Raw genomic sequence first — 18,388 nt, forward strand, 5'->3', positions numbered from 1 at the left:
AGAGACCGTAGAAGACGCCGACACGGCGGTCAAGACTCTGGACAAACCCTGGAAACAGAGCGGTTACCTGGCCGCAACCGCTATTGCAAGCGCTTGCAGGCTGCTACCTTCCCCTCAACCCCGGCCCGGTGGTGACGGGGGCCCGACAGGGCCCCACGCGCCCGCCCCCGCCGGGCCGGGGCCGCCTCCGCACCCCCGCGCAGCGTCCGACGCGACGGAGCCGGCACCCCAACTCTTGACGCATTCACGTCAGTTAGTAAGGGTGCGGGCTACCGCCCGCGTCGCCCACCCCGTGACGCGACAGTCGTCGAGACGAAGGACGTCGATGAAGAGGCTTCCCGTCGTACTCATGGCCGTGCTGGCCGCGCTCCTCCTGGGAACGCTGCCCGCCACGGCGCACCCCGGACACCCCGGCGAAGGCAAGGACGCACCGGCGGAGGAGTTCGACCCGGACTTCCCCACCAGCTCCGACAACCCCGCGACCTCGCGCCAGCCGTGCGTCGGCGGCCAGGCCGGATACTTCCCCTGCGACAACGTCAACCTCATGGCCTACCTGCCGATGGACGAGATCGGCGGCGGCCGGGGCTCCGACGTATGGGGCTGGACCGACCCGGTCACCGAGCGCCGCTACGTGCTCGCGGGCCGGGACAGCGGCACCGCGTTCGTCGACGTCACCAACGCGACCAAGCCCGTCTTCCTCGCCGACCTGCCGAACTCCGGCACCGTCGACGTCATATGGCGTGACATCAAGGTCCACGACGACCACGCCTTCATCGTCTCCGAGTCCAGCGAGCACGGCATGCAGGTCCTCGACCTCACCCAGCTCCGCGACATCGACCCGGCCGACGCCCCCGTCACCCTCACCGAGACCGCCCTCTACCGCGGCTTCGGCTCCGCGCACAACATCGCGATCAACGAGGACAGCGGCTACGCCTACGCCGTCGGGGCCCGGGCCGACGTCGAGGAGTGCGCGGGCGGCCTGCACATGGTCGACATCCGCCGGCCCGCCTCCCCCCGCTTCGCCGGGTGCGCCGCCGAGGACGGGTACACGCACGACACCCAGTGCGTCACCTACGACGGCCCGGACGCCCGCTTCACCGGCCGCGAGGTCTGCCTCAGCTCCAACGAGGACACCTTCACCATCATGGACGTCACCGACAAGTCCGACCCGGTGATGCTCTCCCGCATCGGCTACGACGGCGCCGCCTACACCCACCAGGGCTGGCTCACCGAGGACTCCCGGCACTTCCTCATGGGCGACGAGCTGGACGAGTACTTCGACGGTGAGAACACCCGCACGCTGATCTGGGACGTCTCCGACCTCACCGCGCCGCAGCTGCTGGGCAAGCACACCCACCGCACCGCCGCGATCGACCACAACATGTACGTCCGCGACGGGCTCGTGTTCCAGTCCAACTACCGCGCCGGGCTGAGCATCCTCAGCACCGGGGAAGCGGACTCCGGCAAGCTCACCGAGATCGCGTACTTCGACACCTGGCCGATGGACGACAAGACCGCCTTCGGCCACGGCACCTGGAGCAACTACCCGTTCTTCGAGAACGGCGTCGTGGCCGTCCACGGCTTCGACGGCCTGTTCCTGCTCCGGCCCACCGTCGGCCTCGGTTGACCCACCGCGGCGGCGCGGGCATCCTGCCGGGGTGCCCGCGCCGCCCGCCGTCCCTCCCTCCCCGGCTCACCGCCGGGAGGCGAGGACGGCCCCAGATCTTCCCGACGTACCGCGCGCCGCCGACCGGCCAGGCAGCGCGCCCCACGTGGACCCCGCGCTCACTCCCGCCGCCCTCCTCCCCTCCGGCCCGCCGCCAGCCTCGGCGTCCGCCGTCACGCGGGCCGGCACGGCGGGTCGGCGCACAGGAACCGTCCGATGCTCGGACGAGCGGCGACAGCCGTGGGTCCCGCGACTGCGGCCCCGGTACACACCGCCGCCTCGCCCGGGCCTGGGGGTGTTTCGAAAGTCCCGTCCGGCTGGGAACATCTGGCACCCGTTCCCCGGCTGACGCTGGGAGGTGCCCCCAGCCTCCTCCCTCCCTCCGCCTGCGATCGCACGCACCAGACGCCCCCAGCCCGCCCCCGGGGAATGACGCTGCTTTCGAAACACCCCTAGCCGATCGGCTACCCCTCTCGGCCACTTCTGCGGGCATGAGCCAGCGGGATAATCTTCATCGCGCGCAGCCGGCCGAGGTGGCGGAAAGGAAGACGCGCCCGTGTTTCACGGGTGGACCCGTTCGTGGTCTTTGGGGGTTCGAGTCCCTCACTCGGCACCGTATTCGCGGAGACCGACGAATACCTTCAGGCACCTTAACAATCCTTCACACGAGGGGGATTCATGAGCGCCACCGCATTCACCAGCGACTCGATCGTCACCGAGCTGTCCGACACCGTCGGCAGCGAACTCGAGAACAGTGCGTTCTGGAGTGCCTTCACCGCCGGTGAGCTCCCGCTGGAGCACGTCAGCAGGGTGTTCCAGCAGTACTACCTCTGGCGCAACACCTTTCACCGCTGGTTCGGGGTGTGCATCGCCAAGAGCCCGGCGTTCGGGAGCACTTACGACACCGACTACATCCTCCGCGAGCTGAGCGAGCACATCGAGGAGGAGGTCACGGGCGACCACCACGGGCTGGCCCTGCAGTTCCTCAAGGTGCTCGGTGTGGACAACCCCCAGGCCATCGAGCCGCTGCCCGTCACCACGGCGTACGAGAACCACTTCGCCGAGCTGTACCTGGCCCCCGAACGCACCGGTCAGGAATCCCTCGCGGCCCTGGCCGGACGGGAGTTGGTGGCACCCCGGCGCAACCGGCTCACACTGGACGCCTTCCAGGACCGGTACGGCGTCACCGAGTCGCTGGAGTTCTTCCACCTGCACGAGGAGCTGGAGGTCGAGCACTTCCGCGGGCTGTGGGGCGCGGTGGCGACGCAGTCCGAGAAGGACCGGAAGCTGGTCGAGGCCGCCAAGGACCAGATCGTCCGGCACGTGCGCTTCTGGGACGACGTACACGCCGCAGTCTGACGTCCACGCGAGCGTAGGAGGAGATGGACCGTGTCCGCCCCCACTGTTGGACATCACGCCCCGCCGGCCACCGAAATCGCCCGGCGCCGCTGGCAGGAACTGAGCGAGACCGAACGCGAAGAGCTCCTCGGAAAACTCCAGGAACAGGTGGTCGTGCCCCGGCCGCTGCAGTTCTTCGTCGGTGAACTGTCCGTCGACAACGACGGAGCGGTCGAAATGATCGCGGACTGCCGGCGCGCACCGGTGGCCGAATGGACCGACGAGTCGTTGATTCTCGTATCCACGCTGTGGCTCTGGCAGATCAGCAAGGTCGCGGTGAGCGAACTCAACCAGGCGGACCTGAGTTTCAGTCTGCTACAGGAGTTCTTCCTCACCAAGCGCCGTGGCTACCGGAAGATCCTCGCCGAGCCGGACCCGGGCCTGGCCCCCGGTGAGACGCTGTTCGACCTGGCCGCCTCGCTGGTGGCACTGCGCAAGCGGATCGAGCGCGACCGCATCCGCTGCATGCGCATCAACGGGGCGACGTGGGAACGGCGCGAGTGGTTCCTGCCGAAGGCGGACATCCGGGCGGACGAGCTGCCCGAGGGCCTCCAGCAGCACCTGGAGGCCCGCACGGGCCACCGGCTGCCGCCGGGGGACGGCCACGTGGAGCGCTTCACCGCCTTCACCGAGCAGGTCATGGACAGCGGGACGAACCCGGCGGAGATCCTGGTGGCGCTCGCCGAGTACGCCCTGACGCTGCCGGAGCTGGGCGCCGACTACTCCATCATCACCTGTGCCCGCGGCAACAAGCTGGAGACGCCCTACGACATCGCGATGAGCGACGTCATGTCGTACACGGCGGTGCGGCAGGACTTCGATCCGGCCTCCCGGGGCGTGCGGCTCAAGCACGACCAGATCATGAACGCCATCAGCCAGCGCATGCGCTACAACGTGGTCTGCCGGGTGCGCAACTACAGCCCCGACCCCGCCCAGCGGATCCAGGCACAGGCCTTCCAGCACCCGGACATCGCGGTGATGGAGGACGCCCACCACAACGGCCACCGGGCCAACGGTGTGCGGTTCGTGACCCGGGCGCCACTCGTCTTCGACGTCGACCTGCCCGGCGGCACGCGGCGGCTGAAGGGGCTGGCCGACTTCCGCATCAACCGCGCCACGCACGACGACGACGGCCAGTTCACCCCCAAGGAGCTGGCGATCGTCATCCGGATCAGCTGGTGGATGAAGGCCGTGACCGAGGCGACCTGGCGCCGCGGCCTGTGGTTCGACGAGAAGTACTGCGTGAAGCTCGACAGCTACGAGGACAAGGACGGCGGCAAGCTCGCGCGCCGCAAGGCGATCCTGGGAGAGGGCCGATGAGCCACCGCACCGAGACGAGGACGGCGGAGGCGCGGGGCGCGGCCCCGGCCGAGGCGTCCGCCGACGCGCTCACCCTGCCGCTCGCCGACATCCCGGAGTTCACCCCGCACCCGGTGACGATCGGCCGCCGCGCGCTGCTCCTCTTCCGCTACGGCGAGCGGGTCTACGCGACCGCGGCGCGCTGCACCCACCAGGGCGTGGAGCTGCTCGGGGGCGAGCTGGAGGGCGCCCTGATGCGCTGCCCGTGGCACGGGGTGCGGTTCGACGTGCGCACCGGAGCCCGGGTCAACGAGCCCGCCTGCCGCGACCTGCGCACGTTCCGCACCGAGGTGCGTGGCGGTGAGGTCACCGTGTTCAACGAGGCGATCAGCAGGCCGACGGGAGGTGCGGCATGACGTACGTCATCACCCAGCCGTGTGAGGGAGTCAAGGACGGGGCCTGCATCGACGTGTGCCCGGTCGACTGCATCGAGGGCACGCCCGACACCCCGATGCTCTACATCGACCCCGAGGTGTGCGTCGACTGCGCCGCCTGCACGTCCGTGTGCCCGGTGGACGCCATCTACCCGGACGACGAGGTGCCCGAGGAGTGGGAGCGGTACACGAAGATCAACGCCGACTACTTCGGCCGGGGGGAGGCCGGAGACGATGACGAGTAGCCCGAAGCCGCCGCGCGTCGGCACGCCACCCGCCGACGCGGCCGGGGCCCCGCAGCTCCGCACGGACTCGCTGGACGACTACGGCCCCATGGTGGCGCTGGCCGTCCGGCGGCCCGACGTCGTCCCGCTGCCCTACCTGCGGGCGCACCACTCGCCGCTGCCCGACCCGCCGGGCGCGGTCACGATGCACGACTTCCTGGCCCGGGCGGACGACGAGACGCTCGACCTGTGGCGGCACTTCCAGCGGCTGTGGCACCGCTGGGCTGCGCCGCTGGACTCCTTCCACCCCGTCCGCTGGTATCTCACCGCCTGTGCGACGGGCCCGCACCGGTCGGTGCACACCACGGTCGACGGCTGGCTCCAGCAGCTCGCCGCGCTGCCGGAGGGGCAGTTGGAGGCGACGGCCGCGCTCCTGGGCCTGGAGCCGGAGGACGGCGAGCTCGGCGCGGTGCTCGGCTGGGGCGCGCCCGAGTGGTCGCTGCCCGCGATGCTGCTCGCCGCGCGCACCGGGCGGCCGTTCCGCTGGGTACCCGACGCCGCGCAGGCGCGGCGGGAGGCGGAGCGGTGGCCGGGCACCCTGACGCTGGCCTTCCCCCACGACGAGATCGGCGTCCAGGACCTGCCCGCGCTCACCCTGTCCCGCTCGTACCACGCGGCCGGCCGGCTGACCGACGGCCTGGAGCTGGCGTCCCGTCCCGTGGGATTCCTCACCGCCACCTCGCTCCAGGTGCTCAGCTCCGTCACCAGCCGCCGGCTGGCCCTGCCGGGCCCGCTGCCGCCGACCAGCGCCGCCGTCTTCACCGGCCTGGACGCGGACCCGGACGTGGGCCCGGACAGCTTCCTGCTCAACCGGGAGCGTTCGGCGGCCGGGTATCTGGAGGCCGTGGGCGAGGTGAGCGCGCTGTTCCTGTCCGGGCACAGCCGCGAGGACCTCTTCCACCTGGGGCCGGACGCGCTGTGCGGCCGTTCCCTCCAGCCCGCGCCGTCCGGTCCCAAGACCCGGCTGCCCGCGTGTGTGCTCGACGGCGACTGCGTCAAGGGCGGCGAGGTGCTCCCCGCGCACACGCTGTCCGCCCCGGTCGCCTTCTTCAACAGCTGCAACGTGATGCGGCTGGGCGGGGACGGTGCGTTCGACGAGCACTTCACGCTGCCCTTCACGTACCAGGAGGGTGAGGGCGTGGCGCTCGTGGGCAGTCGTCGCACCCGGTTCGGCGACGACAACGTGGAACTCGTCCTCGCCGAGCGGCTCGTGCGCACGGGGCGGCCCATGGGCGAGATCGTGCGCACGCTCAACAACGCCATTCCGCTGTGGGGCCGCGAGGCGCCGGACTACCTGCTGCTGGGCGACCCGGAGTTCCGGCCCTTCCCGCCGGGCCCGGACGCGGCCGAGGTGGCCGTGCGCCCCGGTGCCGAGGGCGGGGGCGAGGGCATCGAGGTGGAGTTCTCCGGCGTCGACGCTGAGCTGCTGGAGGTGCTCCTCCCCGACCCGGGCCCGGCGCCCTCCGTCCGGGTCACCGGGATCACCGCGGCGGACGGCGGGAGCGACGAGGTGGACCTGCGCACGGCGCTGGTGCGGGAGGAGGACGGGGGCGTGCGCCTCTTCGTCTTCTCCTGGAAGGCGCTGCGGTTGCGGCGGCTGGCGCTGCGCGTCGACCCCGGCCGCCCCCACCGGGAGCTGAGCGACGACGTCGCGCGGACGCTGGGCAACGCCTCCGCCTACCGGCGGCTGCTGCGCGGCTACCTCGGCGGCTTCGACAACGCCGAGCAGGAGCTGCGGTCGAAGGCCACGGCCCTGTCGCGGCGGCGGGCCGAGGCCCGGACGGCGCCGCTGGCGCTGCGGGAGGCGGACGCGGCGGCCGACGAGCTGCGCTCGGGCCTCTCGCGGCTCGACGAGGCCCTGTGCACGCACCTGCTGGACCGGATCGCGGCCGGGGCGTTCGTGTGGCTGGAACAGTGCGAGTCGGCCGACGGGAACTTCCACGTCGCCCGCCACCTGCCGCCCACCACCTGCCCCTACTGCGCGGCACGGGTGGTGCTGCGCGAGTACCGCAACGACCACCACCCGCAGGCCAGCCGCGAGTTCGCGCTGTGCGCCAGCTGCGGCAACATCTGGGACGTGCCCGGCGCGGTGTCGCCCCCGGTGGTGCTGGGTGCGGACACCGCCCGTCGGGGCGGCGAGCACCGGCAGGGCGTCCGGGTGACCAACGACGCGGACGCCCCGCTGTACGGGGCCGTGGGCATGCGGCTCTACCAGGCCGACCAGCACGGGGTGACCGTCACTCCGGGCGTGCGGGAGGTCGCGGTTCCGCCACGCTCCAGCCGCGAGTTCTGGTTCACGCTGAAGCTCCCCGAGGGCGTTCCGGCCCACATGGAGTTCCTGCGCGGCTTCCTCGTCTCCAACCTGGACGTGGCCATGTTCCAGCGCAACCTGTGGACCCGGCCGGCGGACGAGGACGCGACGGCGCCGGAGGCGGAAGGCGACTCCGCCGTGCCGCCGGTGTGGCCGCCCTCCGGGACGGTGGTCAGCAGCGTCGTCCGCGGGCGCGAGCGGTGACGGCCCGCGGACGGCGGCGGGTCGTCCCGATGCCCCCGCCGAACGTCACCGGGACCCTGCACGTGGGTCACGCGCTGACGATGGCGGTGCAGGACGCCCTCGTGCGCTCGCTCCGGCTGGACGGCACCGAGGTGCTGTACGCGCCGGGGACGGACCACGCGGGCCTGGGCACCTACGCCGCCGTCCGCAGGGCCACCGGCTTCCGTCCCGAACTCCCCCCGGACGAGCGGGTCCGGGCCTGGGCCGAGCAGCACCGCGGCCTCATCTCCGGGCAGTTGCGGGAGCTGGGCCTCGGCTGCGACTGGGACGCCGAACTCCACACCCTCGACCCGGACTACCGCACGCTGGTGGACGGCACCTTCCGGCGGCTGGGCGAGGCCGGGCTGCTCTACCGGCAGGCCCGGATCTCGCCCTGGTGCCCGAGCTGCCGCAGCACGGTGCCGGACGTCGAGCAGTCGGCCGCCGAGGCCCGGGTGCCGGTGGCGCTGCTGGCCCTGAAGCTGGCGGGGCGTCCGCACGTGCTGGAACTGCCGGCCGTCGAGGAGCTGTGGGGCGCGGTGGCGGTGGCGGTGCCCACCGGGCACCCGGCCTCCGGCGGCACGGCGGCCCTGCCCACCCTCAGGTGGGAGCTCCCGGCGCTGGCGGCACCCGTCGAGGCGCCGCGGCTGGTGGTCCCCGCGCTGCGAGAGGCCGACCGGGAGCTGGCGGAGGCCCACGGCCTGCCCTGCCCCGAGCTGCTCGACGCGGGGGGCCGCTCCCTCGTCGGCACCCCGCCCGAGCCGGACGGGCTGACCGGGCTGGCCGGGCTGTCCCGGGAGGAGCTGCGCGAGGCGACCGTGGCCCGGTTCCGGCTACGGCGGACCACTCGTCCGGTACGCGTCGTCAGCTGCGGCCTGTGCGGTACGGAGTTGACCACCCGCCGGGGCTACCAGTGGTACCTGAGACTGCCCGAACTGCTCGGTCCGGTGCGGGAGGCGCTGGACAGCGGCACGCTGCGCATCGGTCCCGCGGCCGTGGAGCGGGAGGCCCGGCACTGGCTGGACACCGCCCGCGACTGGTGCGTCAGCCGCCAGATCGCCTGGGGGCAGCCGATTCCGGCGCTCGTGTGCGACGCCTGCCCCCGCTGGGCCCCCTCCCCGCCCGAGGGCGCGGCGCGGGAGGCCACCGGCCGCCCGGACTGCCCGGTATGCCCGGACTGCGGGACGCCGCTGCGCCCGGAGACCGACGTCTTCGACACCTGGTTCAACTCGGCGCACTGGCCCCTGGCCGTCACCGCCCGGGAGGGCGCCGACCCGGACGGCCGGCCCGTCCCCGCCTCCCTCATGACCTCCGGGCGCGACATCCTGTTCTTCTGGTTCGTGCGGCTGCTGGCCGTCGGCACGTTCGTGCGGGGACGGCCGCCGGTGGAGGAGATCTGGCTGCACGGGCTCGTCCTGGACGAGCACGGCCGGAAGATGAGCAAGTCCCGGGGCAACGTGCTGACCCTGGCCGACGGGCTCGCCGAACACGGGCGGGACGTGCTGCGCGCCGCGCTGCTGTCCGCCTGCCGGGAGGCCGAGGACGTGCGGCTGCGGCCCGAGCTGTTCACCGCGCAGGCCGCCGTGCGCTCCGCCGCCGTCGAGCTGGCCGCGCTCGTCGCCGCCGGGACGGGCGGGCCGGTACCCGGCCCCGGACCGGACCGCGAGCCCGACGCGGTGGAGCACCACTGCCGGCGCGCGGCCCGGCACGCCCGCGCCGAGGTCCGCCGCCACCTGACCGCACGCCGCTTCGACCGGGCGACGGAGGCCGTCACCCACTTCGCCGCCCATGTCCTGCGCCGCTATCTGCGGCTGCGCTCGACGACGGGTGCCGCCGCCGTCACGCGGGCGCTCCTGCTCGACGTCGCCACCGTCTACGAGCCGTTCATGCCCGACGCCGCCGACCGGCTGCGGCGGGCGGCCGAGTGCCGTCCCGGGGCGGTCTGGGAGGTGGACGCGGCGCTTGCGGACGCCGTGGCCGCCGTCGTCGGCGCGGCGCGCGAGGCCGAACGTCTCCACGGTGTGACCGGCTACCCCCGGGGCGAGCCCGTCGCCGTCGACGCCGCCGATCCGGCCGTCCGCCGCCTGCTGGGCACGGCGTGGCTCCCGCACCTCGGCGGCGTCCCGCTGAGCCCTGCCGCGTCCCGGCCCGAGCGGGGCTTCACCGTCCACGTGCCCGGGTTCCGGGACGTGCGGCTGTGGCTGCCCGACGGCGCGGCCCGCGCGGTGCGGCGCGACGGCCGCCGGCGGCTGCGCCGCCTGATGCAGACGCGCCGCCGCCTGGCCCAGCGGCTCGGCCAGCTCGCCGCCCCGGCGGGCGGGGACGAGGCGGGTGCCGGGGCCGCGGTCGCTCGCCAGGAGCTGCGGGCGCGGCTCGCCCGGGCCGAGCAGGACACGCACGAGCTGCGGCTGTTCATGAAGGCGGCACGGGAGGCGCAGGGCCGCACGTCCCCGCCGGCCTCGCGCCGGCCGGACGCGGCCGCGCGAACCTGATCACCATGACCCATCCCGCTCCCACCCCTTCCCACCCCCGTTCAGGAGAGCAAGGTCTACCCCCATGGACGTGATGACGGCCGTGCTGACGCGGCGCAGCGAGCACGTGCTCGGCCAACCGGCCCCCACCCCGCAGGAGTTCGGCTATCTGCTGGGCGCCGCCTCGCGCGCCCCCGACCACGGCGAACTGCGGCCGTGGCGCTGGGTGCTCGTGGGCGGCGAGGACCGGGCCGAGGTCGGCCGGGCACTGGCCGAGAGCAGCGGCAAGGACGCGGAGTCGATGCGCGTCAAGGTCGAGCGGGCGCCCCTGCTCGCCGGCCTCGTCTTCTGCCCGCAGCCGCACGCCCGCATCCCGGAGTGGGAACAGCTGGCCGCCACCACCGCCATGACGACCTCGCTGATGCTGCTGCTGCACGCCCGCGGCTTCGGCAGCATCTGGCGCACCGGAGCACACGCCGACGCCGCGGCGATGCGCCGGCTCCTGGACGTCGAGGGCAGCGAACGGGCCCTGGGCTGGCTGTATATTGGCACCCCCGATCCCCGCCGGAAGGCGATGCCCCGCCGTCAACCCGTCAGTCCGGACGGCCGGTTGCGGGTGTTCCGGCGCGAACCGGCCTCGCACACGCTCCCGTCACGAAGGCTCGCGATCCATGACACTGAATGAGGACATGCGACGGCTCGTCTCGGCCCAGGGGCTGGGCTTCGTCGCCACGGTGCGCCCCGACGGGACGCCGAACCTCTCCCCCAAGGGGACGACGGAGGTCTGGGACAGCGAGCACCTCGTCTTCCTCGACCTCCACTCCCCCGGCACCGTCGCCAACCTCGCGGTGAACCCGGCGGTGGAGATCAACGTCGTCGACCCGGTCCGCCGCAAGGGCTACCGGTTCCGGGGCGTGGGCCACGTGCACACCGAGGGCGAGACGTACGACCGCGTGGTCCGCCGCTTCCGCGAACAGCGCGGCACCGACCCGGCGAAGGTGCGGTCCGTCGTGCTCGTGCGGGTCGAGGAGGTCGGGGAGCTGATCTCGCCCGCCTACGACGACGGCACGAGCGAGGCCGAGATCGCCGCCCGCTGGCGCGCCCGCCTCACCGCGGAACCCGCCGCGGAGTCGACCTCCGGGCCGGGCACCGGGCCCACCGCGGGCCCGGCCCCGGCCGCGGCACCCGGAGCGCCGTGACCGAGAAGACCGCTGACGAGGGCCCCATAGCCCCGGCCGCTGGCCCTGCCCCTGCGTCTGCCACCGCCCCCGGCTCTGCCCCCGTGCGGTCGGCGCGGGAGGCCGAACGGGCGGTGCGCCCGCTCCTCCTCCAGTACGTCATCGCCTTCACCAGCCGGTTCGCCCTGGCCCCGGTGCTGCCCGTCCTGCTCAAGGACGGCCTGCAACAGCCGGGACTCGTCGTCGGGTTGGCCCTGTTCGCGTTCGCCTGCTCCTCACGCGCGGGCTCCATCGTGCTCAGCCCGTGGCTCGCCGGGCGGTCCGGCGTCCGGCTGCTGCTGATCGCCAACCTGCTGTCCGGCGGCGCGTTCGGGCTGCTCGCGCTGACCTCCTCCGCCGTCCCGCTCATCGTGCTGCTCGCCGCCGGCGGCACCGGAGTGAGCCTGAACGGGCTGATCGTGCGGTCCGTCGTCGCCGAGTGGACCTCCGGGACCGGCTCCCAGGTGACGGCCTTCGCCAAGCTCAACGTGATGCTGAACCTCGCGGCCTCCGTCGGGCCGCTCATCGGCACCGCGCTGCTGGACACCTCCGCACCGCGCCGCCTGCTGCTCGTCCTGGCCGCCGGGTACCTGGCGGCGGCGCTCGTCATGCTCGTCGTCGCCCGCCGCGGGGACGAGGGCTACCAGCCGGACGACCGCCGCCGGTTCTCCTTCCGGGAGCACTGGGGCCTCCTGCGCACCTCGCCGTTCCTGCGCCGCCTCATGGTGACCTCCACCATCGGCTGGTTCCTCTACGCGCAGCTCTACTCGGCCCTGCCCATCTACCTGTTCTCCACCTCCGACTCGAAGCTCCAGGTCGCCAGCTACTTCACGATGAGCGCGGTCCTCATCGTGCTGGTCCAGGTTCCGGTCTCCAAGGGCGTCGCCCGCCTGCTCGACCGGGGCCTGGACCTGATGACGGTGCTGTTCACCGGGCTCGCCCTGTTCGCCGCGGCCTTCGTCGTCCTCGCCCTCTCCGGCGGCAACCCCGTCGTCCTGTACGTGGCCGTCGCCGTCTTCACCCTGGGCGAGATCCTCTTCGCCCCGACCGTGGACAGCGCGTTCGCGGCAGCGGGCGAAGCCTCCTCCAGCAGCTTCGTCGCGACGTTCACCGGCAAGCAGATCACCCTCGCCACCGGCGAGAGCATCGGCGCCCTGATCGGCGGCAGCGTGTTCCTCGCCGTCCGCGACAACCTCTCCCCCGCGCTCTACTGGTGGCTGTGCGCCGCCGTCACGGCCGTCGCCGTAGCGGCCCTGGTCACGGGGCGGGTACGCATCCCCGTCCGGAAGAACTCCCCGGTGTCGTAAAGCGGACGCGCGCGTTTACCACACGCCCTCTCAAGGGATGATTGCGGTTGGCGCGAAACATGAGCATGACGCAAAACGTTCGCTTTCATCGCTGGCCTGGACCCGCACGGGGGAGAGATCGTGACCCACGATCCGTACTCAGCACGGCCCGACACGGAACCGGAGACCCGCCCCGGAGTCTTCATCGTGATCCGGAACCTCCTGGAGCGGTACCGGTTGGAGCACCTGTTGAACGGGATGCCGCGGCACGGTCCCGTCCGCGGCTCCGCCGCCATCACGGTCACCGCCAGGGAGGCGACCCGGGAGGCGGTACGCGACGAGGCCCCGACCGTCCTGATCGTCACGCTGCACGAGATCGACGACGCCGCCCGCTCCGAACTCGCTCTGGCCTCGGCGAAGGGCGTCAAGGTACTCGTCCTCGTGGACCAGGAACGGCAGGCCGAGTGGGGCCGGCTGGCCGGCATACCCGTGGGTGGCTGCCTCTCCACCGGCGAGCTGTCCGAGAGCACCCTGCGCACCGCCATCGCCCGCATGCTGCGCGGCGAGGTGCCCATCTCCGCCAACCTCGTCCACGCCCTCCTCAACCGGGCCCAGCACACGGCCTCCCCCACACCCGGCAAGCCCGCGGCCGTGCGCATGACGCCACGGGAACGCGAGGCGCTGGAGCTGCTCGTCGACGGACTCAGCAACCAGCAGATCGCCAGCCGCCTGCACATCTCCCTGCACGGCGCCAAGCGCCTGGTGTCCAACATCCTGGCCAAGCTGGACTGCAGCAACCGCACCTCGGCGGTCACCCGAGCCGTCCGCGACGGCCTCTGCGACACCCGCACCCCCTCCGCCTGCGGGTAGGCCCCGGATCCGCCGTTGTCGTGACACCCTGACGAGGGAGCGGACGCCCGGTGTGGCGACGCCACGTCCCGCGCGCCTGGACGAGAACACCCGATCACCGGTCGAACTCCCACGGCAACAGGCCCGTTGACCTAGGCTCGGCGTTGTGGACCTTGGAACCTCGGGGCTGCGGATCGCCTCTTCGGCGCTGCTGCCGCTGATCAGGAAGCTGCTGCGCAAGGATGAGCCGGTCGTCGTCGACCAGCCGGTGCGGCTGGGCGTGCTCCTCGCCTTCCGGGGCCCGGGCGCCGCGGTGCGGGATTCCGAACTCCGGTTACTCGCGGACGAGCTGGTGCGGCGTGCCGCCCGCGCCGCCGGGCCGCACGACGTACTGCCCTCCGACGAGCTGACGGCGGTCGCCCACTCGCTGACCGGGACACTGGGCACACTGGGCGAACTGGAGATGGACGACCTCCAGGCCGTGCGGCTGGGCCACCGGGAGCTGGCCCGGAAGCTGCTGCGCTCCGCCGGACGGCCCACCGCGCTCTCCCGGGACGCGGAACTCCTTCATGACCGGCTGCTGGAGACCGCCTGCCTGCACCTGCTGAACCACTTCACCCAGCGCTCCCCCTTCGTCGCCCGCACGCTGGTGGAGCAGACCCGGCAGTTGGCCCACCTGATCCGCCGCGTCGACCTGCTGGCCGAACGCGTCGCGGACCGTTCCGCCGAGGACACCGCGTTCGAGGAGCGCTACGCCCGGTACGTCGCCGAGCAGCACGGTCGGCTCACCATCTTCGGCCTCGACCTGGAGGAGGAGTGGCCGTTGGACGACGCCTACCTCAGCCTCCGGTCCACCGAGACCGCCCCGGCCGGCCCGGCGCACGGCGCCGACGACGGGAAGGTCGCGGCTCCGGGACCGCCGCAGCGCGCCGAGCTGGCCCTCCGCGACTGGGAGCGCGTGCTGATCCGCGGGGCCGCCGGTTCCGGCAAGACCACCCTGGTGCAGTGGCTCGCCGTGACCACCGCCCAGGGCAGTCCTCCGGACGGCCTGGGCTCCCTCCTCGGTCGCGTGCCGTTCGTGCTGCCGATGCGCAGTCTGACCCGCGGCGGCCGGGAGCTGCCCACCCCCGGCGAACTCCTGAGCGCGGTGCGGTGCCCGCACACGCCGCCCGAGGGCTGGGCGGAACGGGTGCTGCTCGCCGGGCGTGGTCTGCTGCTGCTCGACGGCATCGACGAGGTCCCGGAGGCCGAGCGGGAGACGGCCCGCCGCTGGCTGCTGTCGCTGGTGCGCTCCTTTCCGTCCAACCTGTGGCTGGTGACCTCCCGGCCCTCGGCCGTTCCGGCGGGCTGGCTGTCCCGGCACGGCTTCTCGGACCTGTCCCTGGCCCCGATGGGCCGTGCCGACATCGCCACCTTCGTTGAGCGCTGGCATCACGCGGCCGGAGCGGACCCGGCCGACGCCGACGACCTGCTGGAGACCGTCCGCACCCGCGGCGACCTGGCGCGGCTGGCCACCAGCCCGCTGATGTGCGGGCTGCTGTGCGCGCTGCACCGCGTCCGCCACGCCTACCTGCCGCGCGGTCGGCAAGCTGTGTACGACGCGGCGCTGCGCATGCTGCTGGAGCAGCGGGACCAGGAGCGCCGCGTACGGGCCGGTCTCATCCTGGACACCGAGTCCCAGACGGTGCTGCTGCAGAAGCTGGCCTACTGGCTGATCCGCAACGGCCGGTCCGAGATGGAGCAGACGGACGCCGTGGAGCTGATCGACCAGTTGCTGCCGTCGATGCCGCAGGTCGCCGAGCAGGGCGACGCGCCGATGGTCTTCCGTCACCTGCTGGTCCGCTCCGGGCTGCTGCGGGAACCGGCCGAGGGCGTGGTGGACTTCGTCCACCGGACCTTTCAGGACTACCTCGGCGCACGGGAGGCGGTGGACGGCCGCGACCTCCCGTTCCTGGTCGGTCACGCGCACCTGGACCTGTACGAGGACGTCATCCGGATGGCCGTCGCCCACGGCCGGCCCCGGGAGCGCGAGCGCCTGCTGACGGGCCTGGTCGAGCGTGGCGACGAGGAGAAGCCGCACCGCGTCCGGCTGCACCTGCTGGCCATGGCCTGCCTGGAACACGCGATCCAGCTCGACCCGGAGGTCCGCCGGGAGGTGATGGAGCGGGCGTCCGCGTACCTCCCGCCCCGCACTGCGGGGGAAGCCGAGTCGCTGGCGGCCGTGGGCCCGGTGGTGCTGGAACTGCTGCCCGGACCGGACGGGCTCGGCGAGGAGGAACAGATCGCCGTGGTGCGCACCCTGGCCGCCCTCGGCGGAGACGCGCCCATCCCGCTCCTGCGCCGCTACGCGCGAGGCGCCACCCCGGCCGCCCAGTGGCACGTCGCCCAGGCGTGGCCGGACGTGGACGTCCCGCTCTTCGCGGAACAGGTCCTGCCGGACCTTCCGCAGGATGCGTTAGCCCGGTTGTCCGTCCCCGCGCAGATTCCGTTGGCGCGAGGGCGGGAGCACCTCTACGTGCTGAAGCCGCTGGCGGACCGCGTGGCCGAGATCTGCGGTCCCGGCACGCGCACGCTCAACCTGATCGGCCCGACGGACCTGTCCGCTGTCGCCCAGCTGCCGAATCTCCGCTCCCTGTCGGTTCAGCAATCCGGTGTCTCGGATCTCTCGCCGCTCCGCGTCCTCCCCCTGAACGAACTGCGTCTGTTCCGGTGCCCCCGGATCAGCGAACTGGACCACCTGCACCGACTCCCGCTCGGCCGCCTGCACGTCGACCAGGTTGGGCAGATCCCTCCGGAGGCCTTCCTCGCGTTCGCGGAGGTACCGGACCTGGAGATCGGCCTACGCGAAGCCCGGGAACCCATGGCGCTGCTGCCGCCGAGGTGCCCCGCGACCGCGCTGATCCTCGCCCCCCACTGCCGGGAGCTGCGCGGCGTCGAGAACTTCCCGCGGCTGCGGCGGATCATCCTGGAGGACGCCGGCCACGAACCGGCGACCGGGGTGGACGACTGGCGCCATGTCGCCGCCGTCCCCGGCCTGGAGTACGTGTCGCTGTCCGGCGCAGCGGTCAGCCTGCTGGTCGAGGCCGGCCTCTTCTTCCCCGGTGTGCGCAGCGCCATGGTCCGTCAGGGAGCCGAGGTGACTCTGGCCGCGATCGCGAGGGTGTTCCCCCGGGTGGAGCGGGTGTCAGTAGATGCGGCGGACAAGCTGGACCTGGCTGACCTCAAGGAGCTGCACAGCCTCCGTCGGCTCCGTCTGAGCAACGTGGCACACCTTCGCGGCACCGGGCACCCGGGCCATGTCGACGTGTCCGTCAAGCCGCCGCCCCGCTACTGACCGTCGGCCTCGCCGTGAAGGCTTCGGCGAAGCCGCCCTGCCAACCGGCCCGGCCGTCGCACTCCGGGGTCGCGGCAGCGGCCCGAAAGGCCTAACCAGCCGCCGGGGCGGGGCGGAGGGATATCCGCACGGCGCTGGCGAGGCGGTCGGCGTTGGCGACGGCCTCGGCCGCCGTGTCGCCCCTGGCGCAGACGAAGGACGTGCGGTCGAACGAGGACTTCAGCGGCGGCACCTCGCTGCCCGGCTCCAACGTGAGCTTGCCGCTCAGGAACTCCGGCGCGGACGTGACCTCCGCCCACCCTCCGACGTCGGCCACCGTGCCCGGGGGCGGGGTGAGGAAGCGGATCGCCGCGGCATGCCGGGGGCGCCAGGAGTCGGCGTCGACCGGGTTGCCGAGCAGCTGGTCGAAGACCACCCCGTGCATCCCCACACCGGTGATGCGCTGGGCCATGACGTAGATGGAGTCGCCACCGGGGCGCACGTGGAACTCACCGAGCACGATCCGACCGTCGCCGGTGAGCCAGAACTCGATGTGGAACACGCCCCAGGACAGACCGAGCGCCTTGGCCGCGGCGGCGAGGGTCTCCTGAGCGTGCTCGGCGACCGCGGGTGAGACGGGCGCGGGCATCGAGTGGCCCAGCTCGACGAAGTGCGGGCCGCCCGTGGTGACCTTGGCGGTGAGCGCGAGCACCCGGGGCACGCCGTCCACGAAGACGCCCTCCGCGCTGAACTCCTCCCCCTCCTGGAACCCCTCGACCAGCACCCCCGCCTCGAACGCGTCCGGCGCCTCGACGGTCACGCCCTGCCGGTGCAGGTCCGCCGTCAGCTCGCGGTGGGCGGCGATGAGGTGGTCGAGCGCCGCGTCCAGCTCCGTCGCGTCCCGGACGAGGGACACGCCCGCGCTGCCGCGCCCGGCGGCAGGCTTGACGATCCACGGCCCCTTCGGGTGCGCGGCCAGGAAGCTCCGCAGGGCCTGTGCCGAGTGGCACCGGGCCGAGGGCGGCTGTGGGAAGCCCGCCTCCACGAGGGCGGCCCGGCACGCGTACTTGTCCTGGATGCGGCGGACGGCCTTCTGCCCGTTGCCCGGAAGGCGCAGCACCTCGGCGGCCGCGGCCACGGACTCGGCCGCCGTCTCCCGCGTCCCGTACACCCCGAGGTACCGCTCGCCCTCGGCCGCGGCTGCGGTGGCCCACGCCCGGACCTCCTCCGGGTCGGAGTAGGTCAGCTCCACGGTGTACAGGGCACGCTCGACCACCTCGGGCGCCCTGCGCAGGTTGTCGGCCGTGTCCGCGACGACCACGTCGATGCCCCGCTCGGCGGCCTGGTCCATGCAGTCCAGCCCGGTCGGCTTGAGGGCTCCGCCCAAGAGCAGCAGCGGGAGATGGGGTGCCATCGGTTCGCCTGCCTCCCGGTCGGGGTCCCCGACCATGTCGTCACCGGTATCCCGCCATCATTCCCGACCCGGCCGAGGTGTCAACGGCCTTGATCGGCACGGCAGATGGGGCTCCGGAGCTCAGCAGGCAAGCTGCGCGTCGGACTGGAAGGCCGTGACCACGGGGGGCCGTCCCCGTGGTTCCATGGCGCCGTCCGGTGCTACGCCGCACCGAGCCGACCGCG

General features: G+C 73.0%; 13 protein-coding genes and 1 tRNA gene. 13 read left to right on the top strand and 1 reads right to left on the bottom strand.

Features of this window, described 5'->3' with window-relative positions; genetic code table 11:
• Positions 1-325 precede the first annotated feature (325 nt).
• From HPT28_RS05310 to HPT28_RS05370, 13 genes are all read left to right on the top strand, one after another.
• On the top strand, positions 326-1,627 hold the full coding sequence (locus tag HPT28_RS05310; protein ID WP_219089745.1) for a choice-of-anchor B family protein: 1,302 nt from the start codon (positions 326-328) through the stop codon (positions 1,625-1,627).
• A 566-nt stretch (positions 1,628-2,193) separates the two neighbouring features.
• Positions 2,194-2,279 (top strand) — tRNA-Lys (locus tag HPT28_RS05315).
• A gap of 65 nt (positions 2,280-2,344) precedes the next feature.
• On the top strand, positions 2,345-3,025 hold the full coding sequence (locus tag HPT28_RS05320; RefSeq protein ID WP_219089746.1) for an iron-containing redox enzyme family protein: 681 nt from the start codon (positions 2,345-2,347) through the stop codon (positions 3,023-3,025).
• 30 nt (positions 3,026-3,055) lie between these two features.
• Positions 3,056-4,384, top strand: coding sequence for a hypothetical protein (locus tag HPT28_RS05325; RefSeq protein ID WP_219089747.1), 1,329 nt, complete (start codon positions 3,056-3,058; stop codon positions 4,382-4,384).
• Positions 4,381-4,779, top strand: a complete 399-nt coding sequence (locus HPT28_RS05330; protein WP_219089748.1) for a Rieske 2Fe-2S domain-containing protein — start codon at positions 4,381-4,383, stop codon at positions 4,777-4,779. The genes HPT28_RS05325 and HPT28_RS05330 overlap by 4 nt, the downstream gene beginning before the upstream one ends.
• Entirely contained in the window at positions 4,776-5,042 is a 267-nt protein-coding gene (locus HPT28_RS05335) for a ferredoxin family protein (protein ID WP_219089749.1), read from the top strand. The genes HPT28_RS05330 and HPT28_RS05335 overlap by 4 nt, the downstream gene beginning before the upstream one ends.
• A complete protein-coding gene (locus HPT28_RS05340) occupies positions 5,032-7,596 on the top strand; it encodes a C25 family cysteine peptidase (RefSeq protein ID WP_219089750.1) in 2,565 nt (854 codons plus the stop codon). Before HPT28_RS05335 ends, HPT28_RS05340 begins: the two co-directional genes overlap by 11 nt.
• A 29-nt stretch (positions 7,597-7,625) precedes the next feature.
• Complete coding sequence (locus tag HPT28_RS05345) at positions 7,626-10,106, top strand: class I tRNA ligase family protein (RefSeq protein WP_219089751.1); 2,481 nt, start codon at positions 7,626-7,628, stop codon at positions 10,104-10,106.
• A 64-nt stretch (positions 10,107-10,170) separates the two neighbouring features.
• A complete protein-coding gene (locus tag HPT28_RS05350; protein ID WP_219089752.1) occupies positions 10,171-10,770 on the top strand; it encodes a nitroreductase in 600 nt (199 codons plus the stop codon).
• On the top strand, positions 10,757-11,284 hold the full coding sequence (locus HPT28_RS05355) for a pyridoxamine 5'-phosphate oxidase family protein (RefSeq protein WP_219089753.1): 528 nt from the start codon (positions 10,757-10,759) through the stop codon (positions 11,282-11,284). The genes HPT28_RS05350 and HPT28_RS05355 overlap by 14 nt, the downstream gene beginning before the upstream one ends.
• Before the next feature lie 83 nt (positions 11,285-11,367).
• Positions 11,368-12,609, top strand: coding sequence for an MFS transporter (locus HPT28_RS05360; RefSeq protein WP_219089754.1), 1,242 nt, complete (start codon positions 11,368-11,370; stop codon positions 12,607-12,609).
• Positions 12,610-12,729: 120 nt separating this feature from the next.
• Complete coding sequence (locus HPT28_RS27585) at positions 12,730-13,458, top strand: response regulator transcription factor (protein ID WP_308119088.1); 729 nt, start codon at positions 12,730-12,732, stop codon at positions 13,456-13,458.
• Between the two features lie 145 nt (positions 13,459-13,603).
• The gene (locus tag HPT28_RS05370) at positions 13,604-16,771 is read left to right on the top strand and encodes an NACHT domain-containing NTPase (protein WP_219089755.1); all 3,168 of its coding nucleotides are present in this window, start codon (positions 13,604-13,606) and stop codon (positions 16,769-16,771) included.
• Between the two features lie 91 nt (positions 16,772-16,862).
• Here HPT28_RS05370 and HPT28_RS05375 read toward each other — a convergent pair whose 3' ends face one another.
• Entirely contained in the window at positions 16,863-18,164 is a 1,302-nt protein-coding gene (locus tag HPT28_RS05375; RefSeq protein WP_219089756.1) for an ATP-grasp domain-containing protein, read from the bottom strand.
• Positions 18,165-18,388 lie beyond the last annotated feature (224 nt).

Origin of the sequence: Streptomyces sp. JJ38, assembly GCF_019303475.1 — a bacterium.
In the GTDB taxonomy this organism is placed as follows: domain Bacteria; phylum Actinomycetota; class Actinomycetes; order Streptomycetales; family Streptomycetaceae; genus Streptomyces.

Coding starts and splice junctions, on each gene's coding strand:
- HPT28_RS05340 (WP_219089750.1), top strand. CDS start 5,032: ATGACGAGTAGCCCGAAGCCGCCGCGCGTCGGCACGCCACCCGCCGAC.
- HPT28_RS05310 (WP_219089745.1), top strand. CDS start 326: ATGAAGAGGCTTCCCGTCGTACTCATGGCCGTGCTGGCCGCGCTCCTC.
- HPT28_RS05320 (WP_219089746.1), top strand. CDS start 2,345: ATGAGCGCCACCGCATTCACCAGCGACTCGATCGTCACCGAGCTGTCC.
- HPT28_RS05335 (WP_219089749.1), top strand. CDS start 4,776: ATGACGTACGTCATCACCCAGCCGTGTGAGGGAGTCAAGGACGGGGCC.
- HPT28_RS05350 (WP_219089752.1), top strand. CDS start 10,171: ATGGACGTGATGACGGCCGTGCTGACGCGGCGCAGCGAGCACGTGCTC.
- HPT28_RS05330 (WP_219089748.1), top strand. CDS start 4,381: ATGAGCCACCGCACCGAGACGAGGACGGCGGAGGCGCGGGGCGCGGCC.
- HPT28_RS05355 (WP_219089753.1), top strand. CDS start 10,757: ATGACACTGAATGAGGACATGCGACGGCTCGTCTCGGCCCAGGGGCTG.
- HPT28_RS05375 (WP_219089756.1), bottom strand. CDS start 18,164: ATGGCACCCCATCTCCCGCTGCTGCTCTTGGGCGGAGCCCTCAAGCCG.
- HPT28_RS05345 (WP_219089751.1), top strand. CDS start 7,626: ATGCCCCCGCCGAACGTCACCGGGACCCTGCACGTGGGTCACGCGCTG.